At 67.6% G+C, this 6,981-nt stretch carries 8 protein-coding genes; 4 read left to right on the top strand and 4 right to left on the bottom strand.

Annotated elements, in window-relative coordinates:
• On the bottom strand, nt 1-309 hold a 309-nt coding region (locus Psi02_RS16635; protein ID WP_239094940.1), incomplete at its 3' end, for a discoidin domain-containing protein.
• 409 nt (nt 310-718) lie between these two features.
• On the opposite strand from Psi02_RS16635, the gene Psi02_RS16630 reads away from it, so the two are divergent.
• Entirely contained in the window at nt 719-1,528 is an 810-nt protein-coding gene (locus Psi02_RS16630) for an SAM-dependent methyltransferase (protein ID WP_239094939.1), read from the top strand.
• Nucleotides 1,529-2,007: 479 nt separating this feature from the next.
• Here Psi02_RS16630 and Psi02_RS16625 read toward each other — a convergent pair whose 3' ends face one another.
• Entirely contained in the window at nt 2,008-2,424 is a 417-nt protein-coding gene (locus tag Psi02_RS16625; protein WP_203975045.1) for a PPOX class F420-dependent oxidoreductase, read from the bottom strand.
• 114 nt (nt 2,425-2,538) lie between these two features.
• Here Psi02_RS16625 and Psi02_RS16620 point away from each other — a divergent pair, with 114 nt between their 5' ends.
• Nucleotides 2,539-3,486 (top strand): NAD-dependent protein deacetylase, encoded by a 948-nt coding sequence (locus Psi02_RS16620; protein WP_308442244.1) that lies wholly within the window; start codon nt 2,539-2,541, stop codon nt 3,484-3,486.
• 236 nt (nt 3,487-3,722) lie between these two features.
• Nucleotides 3,723-4,556 (top strand): alpha/beta fold hydrolase, encoded by an 834-nt coding sequence (locus Psi02_RS16615; RefSeq protein ID WP_203975043.1) that lies wholly within the window; start codon nt 3,723-3,725, stop codon nt 4,554-4,556.
• Between the two features lie 10 nt (nt 4,557-4,566).
• Here the strand turns inward: Psi02_RS16615 and rnhB are convergent, their stop codons facing one another.
• Nucleotides 4,567-5,274: a ribonuclease HII gene (rnhB, locus tag Psi02_RS16610; RefSeq protein WP_203975065.1), complete on the bottom strand. Its 708-nt coding sequence runs from the start codon at nt 5,272-5,274 to the stop codon at nt 4,567-4,569.
• Between the two features lie 239 nt (nt 5,275-5,513).
• Between rnhB and Psi02_RS16605 the strand changes: the two genes are divergently transcribed.
• Nucleotides 5,514-6,218: a hypothetical protein gene (locus Psi02_RS16605; RefSeq protein ID WP_203975042.1), complete on the top strand. Its 705-nt coding sequence runs from the start codon at nt 5,514-5,516 to the stop codon at nt 6,216-6,218.
• Here the strand turns inward: Psi02_RS16605 and Psi02_RS16600 are convergent.
• Nucleotides 6,213-6,908: an alpha/beta fold hydrolase gene (locus tag Psi02_RS16600; protein ID WP_203975041.1), complete on the bottom strand. Its 696-nt coding sequence runs from the start codon at nt 6,906-6,908 to the stop codon at nt 6,213-6,215. The two genes, Psi02_RS16605 and Psi02_RS16600, sit on opposite strands and share 6 nt — an antisense overlap.
• Between the last annotated feature and the right edge of the window lie 73 nt (nt 6,909-6,981).

Below are 6,981 nucleotides of genomic sequence, written 5' to 3'. Positions count from 1 at the left end.
ATTGAGGACCACCTGGTCGATGGTCGCCGTGGCACCGAGGTCGACCTGGATCCACTGCGGATCGGCGAAGGCGCTGGACCAGCGTGTGCCGAGGTCGCCGTCGACGGCCGCCGACGCGGGCGCGCCGGGATTCTCGACGGAGGAGGCGGTGACCGGCCTTCCCTGCGACAGGAGGGTGCTGGCCGCCTGGGCGGGTGCCGTGACGACGGTGTAGCCGGCCAGCAGCGCGGCGACGAGAGCGGCCAGAGCCGCCATCAGCGGTCGTCCGCGAAGTGCCGGGGAACGGGACGGAGCGGGCATCAGTGGCATGACAGTTCCTGACATGGCGGTGTACGCACGGTCGGCACGCGCCGGGGCTTGAGGCGCGCGGCGACCGACACTGGATAAGAGAGCGCTCTCCCAGCTAGCAGCTTCATGGACGTTTGCCGCATCGTCAAGATGAACTGTCGGAAACATTCTGATCACCGCGGGATTGGCGACCAGTGCCCTGCTCAGGGTCTCTGGTCGTTCGCCGATCGGCCTCGAATGCACCGAGGGCGGGGCTTCCCGTCGGGCGACAATGGCAGAAAACGCTCTCCGGACCGATGTGGCGAGGGTCGGAGGCCTCTGTTCGTGCAAACGATTGAGGCTCTGGCGGATGTGGAATGACGATAAAGATCCACAAAGGGAGGCGAATGACTTACGATCTTCTCTGACCGGGATCAACGTGAGGAGTGGCGTGAACGACTTCAGAGCACCATCCGGGGTTGATCCGTTCACACCGAGCGTCGCGCGGATGTACGACTACTACCTGGGCGGCAAGGACAACTTCGCGGCCGACCGCGAGGCGGCCGAGAAGATCATCGAGATCCTGCCCAATGTCCGGGACATCGCCAGGGAGAATCGCGAGTTCCTGGTCCGCGCCGTGACCTACCTCAGTGGGCAGGGGATCCGGCAGTTCCTGGACGTCGGAGCCGGGCTGCCGACGCAGCGAAACGTCCACCAGGTCGCCCAGGAACTGATGCCGGATTCGCGTGTCGTCTATGTCGACAACGACCCCATCGTGCTCACCCACGCCAGGGCACTGCTCTCCGAGAACGCTCACGTGATCGCCGTGGACACCGACATGAGGGAGCCGCAGGCGCTCCTCGATCACCCGGACGTCCGCGGTCACCTCGATTTCTCCCAGCCCATGGCGATCCTGCTGCTGGGCGTGCTGCACTTCGTCCCGGACGACGACGAAGCGGCGGACATCGCGGCGACGTTCAGGGCCGCCCTGGGGCCTGGCGGCTACCTCGTCATCTCGCACGGATCCATCGGAGCGCTGAGTGAGGATCAGGAGCGTGAGGGGCGGCAGGTGTTCAGCCGCACGTCGGCACCGGGCGCCGCGTCCCGGACTCCGGCGCAGGTGGCGGCCTTCTTCGAGGGCCTCGACCTGGTCGCCCCCGGGGTCGTCGCCCTGCAGGATTGGCGTCCGCGGGATGTCCCGATCGTCAAGCAAGGCGAAGCCGGCGCCGTAGGCGGCATCGCCACCCACCCCTCCGCGTGATCATGCACAGGTTCGGCGATGTACGCCCTGACCTGCCCCCCTTCCGCTCGTGATCATGCACACCTTCGTGAAAACCATCCCTGAGCTGGCCGGACCCGCGGCGTGATCATGCACACTCTCGTGTAGACCCCCCTTGAGCTGGGCCGATGCGGATCGTGATCATGTGCACTTTCGTCCTTGGCATCGCCGGCCTGGCCGTACACATGTTGTGATCATGCAACTGAATGTCAAGGCCGCAGCGTGCATATGTGCATGATCACGTCAGGTGTTTGTACAGCTCAAGTGGCACATCTCCGAATCCGCGCATGATCACGTCAGGTGTTTGTACAGCTCAAGTGGCACATCTCCGAACCTGTGCATGATCACGAACAGTGAATGGGCAGGTCGGGGGTACTGTCGCCGAGGGTGTGCATGATCACGCGGGGGTTCCGGATCGTCTCACCACCGGCTGGTGAGACGATCCGGAACCGTCGGGTCGCCTACTTCCTCGCGGTCTTCTGCACGTCCATCACGAGGATGACGCGGTCCTTGCTGTCCGACGGCGGCGGCGTGTCCGGATCCCCGTAGCGCCGGCCGAGGCGCACGTAGAACGCCCCCTCGGGATCCGGTACGACGTCGACCAGGCTGCCTCGGACCTCCAGAAAGCGCAGCGGGTCCTCCGGATCGATGATCAGCAGGCTCATCGACGGGTTGTGCTGGAGATTGCGGTACTTGGCGCGGTAGGTGGTGTGGGTGAACCGGATCTGATCACCGTCGAACTCGAACCACATCGGGTTCACCTGCACGGTGTCGTCGGGCCGGATCGTGCCGAGGTTGCCGAAAATCGGGCGCTCGAGCAGGTCAACCAGGTCATCGGGAATCACGCTCATGGCGAGGTAACGACCGTCGGCGATCATCGATTCCCGGCGGCCTGACCGTCCTCTCGGCGGCCGGGGCCGTTGTCCCGGGCAGGGGCGGATGTCGGGCACCATGGAGGAGTGACTCGGGCGATAGATGAGCCTCGTGGCGTTATGTCCGATGCGTTCGCGGACGGCATCGATCAAGCGGACCGCACGCGTGGCATCGACGGTACGGACCGTACGGACCGCACGCGTGGCATGGACCACACCGATCAAGCGGACGTGTTCGATGGCCCCGACTTCAGGACGCTGGTCGACCTCGTCGCCGACGGCAAGGTGGTGATCCTCAGCGGAGCCGGCCTGTCGACGGAGTCCGGCATCCCGGACTACCGAGGGGAGACCGGCAGAAAGCGGCAGGCCGATCCGATGACGTACCAGACGTTCATCGGCAGCGCGGAAGCCCGCCGCCGCTACTGGGCCCGGAGCCATCTGGGCTGGGGCCACATCGCCCGCGCCGCGCCCAACGCCGGTCATCACGCGGTCGCGGAGTTGCAGGCCCGTGGCCTGGTCGCCGGGATCATCACCCAGAACGTCGACGGCCTGCACCAGGCCGCGGGTGCCCAGCAGGTGATCGAACTGCACGGCGCCATCGACCGGGTGATGTGCCTTTCCTGCGGTCAGCGGACCGCCCGCGGGCTGCTCGACCAGCGCCTGCGTGAGATCAACCCCGGCTGGCGAGCCCAGGTGAGTGTGATCAATCCCGACGGTGACGCCGTGATCGCCGATGACCAGATCGACGGCTTCGAGATCGTCGACTGCCACAGCTGCGGCGGCCTGCTCAAGCCCGACGTCGTGTTCTTCGGCGAGAACGTGCCGCGCCCTCGCGTCGACGAGTGTTACGCGCTGACCGGGGACGCCAGGACGTTGCTGGTTCTGGGATCATCGCTGACCGTGATGTCCGGCTTCCGGTTCGTCCGCCACGCCGGCGAGCGCGCCATACCTGTCGCGATCATCAACAAGGGCGCGACCCGAGGGGACGACCACGCCCTCGTGGCTCTGGACGCTCCGCTCGGCTCGGCCCTCACCGCTCTGCTTGCGAGGCTCGGCACCGCTCGCTGAAACCCCCGCCCGCTGAAACTCGGGTCACCGTAGCCCGGCGCGCTGGAGCCCGAGCCTCTGACGCAGGCCCGCTGTCGCCGGCACGCGATCCCCGGATCCGATCGTGGGCCGACAAGGGCGGGCCACGCGGGGCGCCCGGCGGACCCGGCCGGTGGGAGGGCATCCTGGGTTGGGAGGACCACGTGGTCTCACCGGCCCAACCTGCGATGTGGTCATGAGATTCGGGGGGAAACGCCATGCCCAGAGTCGCCGTCGGTCAGGAGAACGGCTCCGACATCGAGATCTACTACGAGGACAACGGCACGGGCGAACCGGTGGTGCTGATCCACGGATACCCGCTCAGCGGGCACTCCTGGGAGAAGCAGCAGAGGGTCCTGCTCGCCGCCGGTCACCGGGTGATCACCTATGATCGCCGCGGCTTCGGGCGGTCCAGCCATCCGACCATCGGATACGACTACGACACCTTCGCCGCCGACCTGGGCACCTTGCTCGACGAACTCGGTCTCGACAGCGTGGTGCTGGTGGGCTTCTCGATGGGGACGGGCGAGGTCACCCGTTACATCGGCACGTACGGCACGGCACGCGTGAAGAAGGCCGCGCTGCTGGGGGCGATCCCGCCTTTCCTGCTCAAACGTGACGACAATCCTGAGGGCGTCGACGGAGCGGTCTTCGAGGGGATCCAGAAGGCGATCGTCGCGGACCGGTTCGCCTACCTCAAGGACTTCCTGGACAACTTCTACAACACCGACGTCCTGGCGGGCACTCGCATCAGCGACCAGGCCTGGCAGGCGAGTTTCAACGTGGCCGCCGACGCGTCGGCCCACGCCACCTACGCGTGTGTCGGGGCGTGGCTGACCGACTTCCGCGAGGACCTGCCAAAGTTCGACGTCCCGACGCTGGTCGTACATGGCGACGCCGACCGCATCCTGCCCTTCGAGGCGACCGCCGCCCGGCTGCCCGGGCTGATCAAGGATCTGCGGTTCGTGAAGGTCGAGGGCGGCCCGCACAACATCGCCTGGACGCATCCGGAGCAGGTCAACGAGGCCTTGCTCGCCTTCCTCGCCGAGTAGGGGCGCGGGATCAGAGCAGCGTCATCTGGCCGGAGCCGGCCAGCGGATCACGATGCTTCCTGAGGTGCCGCCACTGGGGGAGGTCGTCGAGGTAGGACCAGGAGAGCCGGTGGTGCGGAGTCGGCCCGGCGGCCGCCAGGGCCTCCTGATGCGCGGGGGAGGGGTAGCCCGCGCTGTCGGCGAAGCCGTACGCGGGATGGTCGGCGGCCAGCGCCGCCATCAGGCGATCACGATGCACCTTGGCCAGCACCGACGCGGCGGCGACGCTGACCGAGCGCTGATCGGCCTTGATCTCGCACCGCACGCGCCACGGCCTGCCCAGGAAATCGTGCTTGCCGTCGAGGATCACCATGTCCGGACGCCGCGGCAGCGCGTCGAGCGCCCTGAGGGTCGCGCGCCGCAGCGCCTCGGTCATGCCCACCTCGTCGATCTCCGCCGGGCTCGACTCGCCGATCGCGTGACCGGCGAGCCAGCCCGGCAGGACCTCGGCGAACGCCTCGCGATGCGCGGGGGACAGCAGCTTGGAGTCGTTGAGCCGCACCGTCCGGGTGCCCCTGCCGGGCAACTCCGGCGCCGGGCTCAGATCGGTGACGGCCGCGCAGACCACCAACGGCCCGGCCCAGGCGCCGCGGCCGACCTCGTCCACGCCGGCGATGAGGGTCGCTCCGCCCGCGACCAGTTGGTGCTCGATCTCGTAACCGGCGGCCGAGCGTGCCACGGCCCGCTTGCCGCCTGGGACGCCTGGGACGCCGGGCAACGTGTCGCTCACGAGGTCACTCCATTCGTTCAGCGTCGGCCCATCATGGCAGGAGTTCACGGTTCCGCATCCCGGGAGAACAGGAGTACGGCAGGCCTGCGCCGAGGCGGCCGAAACACGATGCGCGGTTCATCTGGCGCCGCGTCACCTTTGACCGGAGAATTCCCCTGATTGACTGAAAAGTACGACGGGGGATGCGAGTGCGGCTGTACCAAGAACTGCCGGTGACGCGGCAGGTGGACCGGCTCACCGCGGTGTTCGTCCGGGTCGTCCTGCTCGTCGTGCTCCTGTGGGGCACGCTGCTCGCCTTCTTCGCCGCCCTCCCTCAGGAACGTTCCGCCGCGGAGTTCCACGCGAAGCTGTACGCCGGACAGGTGTCCGCCGTGATCTATCGCCATGTCGATCATGATGTCGATCTCCGCTGGTCCACCAGTCCGTTCACCTGGTATCACTCGGTGGATCCCAACCTGAAGCACGGCCTGACCAACCTCGTCCGGCCCGGGGGGACGTATCCGTACGTGGTGGGGGCGAAAAGCCTGACCCACCCCCGATGGCTCGCCGCCATGTGGACGCTCCGCGTCCCGGATTCCTTCGGCTGGCTGGTGATGCTCGCCTGGATCATCTCGTTCGTCATGATGCTCCGTACGAAGGTGCATCGCGTGGGCAATCGGTGGGCCTGGTTCTGGCTGTTCACCTTTGGCCAGATCGGCGCCGTCCTGTACCTGCTCCTCGAACCGCGATCGTTGTGGTGGGGAGTCGAGCCTCAGGAGCCGCCGGCCAACCCGTTGGGCGGCGTCCGCGGCATCATCCTGTCCTTCTGCGTCGCCGCGACGATCGCGGTCTCCTTCGAAGGGTGGCTCGGGTCCGCGGCGCACGCCGTCGTGAACGTCCTGGCGGCCCTATGAGTCGCTGATCGAGATCCGGTAGGCCTCCAGCCGATCGACGAGTTCGCCGGGACGCGCGAGCGCGGGCAGGTGACCACCTCCCATCTCGTCGGGGACGAAACCGAGCCGTTCCCTGACGACGCGCCGTTGGAAGGCCGCGGGGAAGAGCCGGTCGTCCCGGCAGAGCAGGAACCGCGTCGGCACGTCCGGCCAGGCAGGAAGCGGCCATGGCTTCTCGAACGGTGTGCCCGACTGTTCCCGCACGTGATGGGCCGACTCGGCCGCGACCTCAGGGGGAACGTCGTGGAGGAAGGCCGTGACCGGATCGAACGGCGCGTCCGGGTCACGGCCTTCGAGTTCCTCGTTCTCGCGGCGGGCCTGCTCCTGACCCGTCGCGGTCCACCAGTCACCCGGGCTCTCACCCGGCCGCGGGACCATCGCGGCCACCAGGACCAGCAGGTCGACGGGAATCCGGTCGCAGACCATCGGCGCGGTGAATCCCCCCATCGACTGGGCCACCAGCACCAGGCCGGTGCGGCCCCCGACGGCGTCCACCACGGCGTCGGCGTACTCGGCCAGTCCGGCGCGGTCGTCGTCGGACGGCAGGTCGACCGCCACGACGTCGTGGCCTCGTTCGCGCAGCAGAGGGGTGACCCGATGCCAGTACCAGGGGGTGGACGCGGCGCCGGGGATCAGGACATAGGTCGTCACGTGCTGAGGGCCTCTTTCGTGCCGGACCGGACGTCGGGAAGGAGTCTGGACTTCAGGATCTGCTCCTAACCTA

It is taken from the genome of Planotetraspora silvatica, from assembly GCF_016863315.1.
Taxonomy (GTDB): Bacteria; Actinomycetota; Actinomycetes; order Streptosporangiales; family Streptosporangiaceae; genus Planotetraspora; species Planotetraspora silvatica.
Note: the sequence above shows the minus strand (reverse complement) of the source record. Positions and strands in the feature narration are given on the sequence as shown.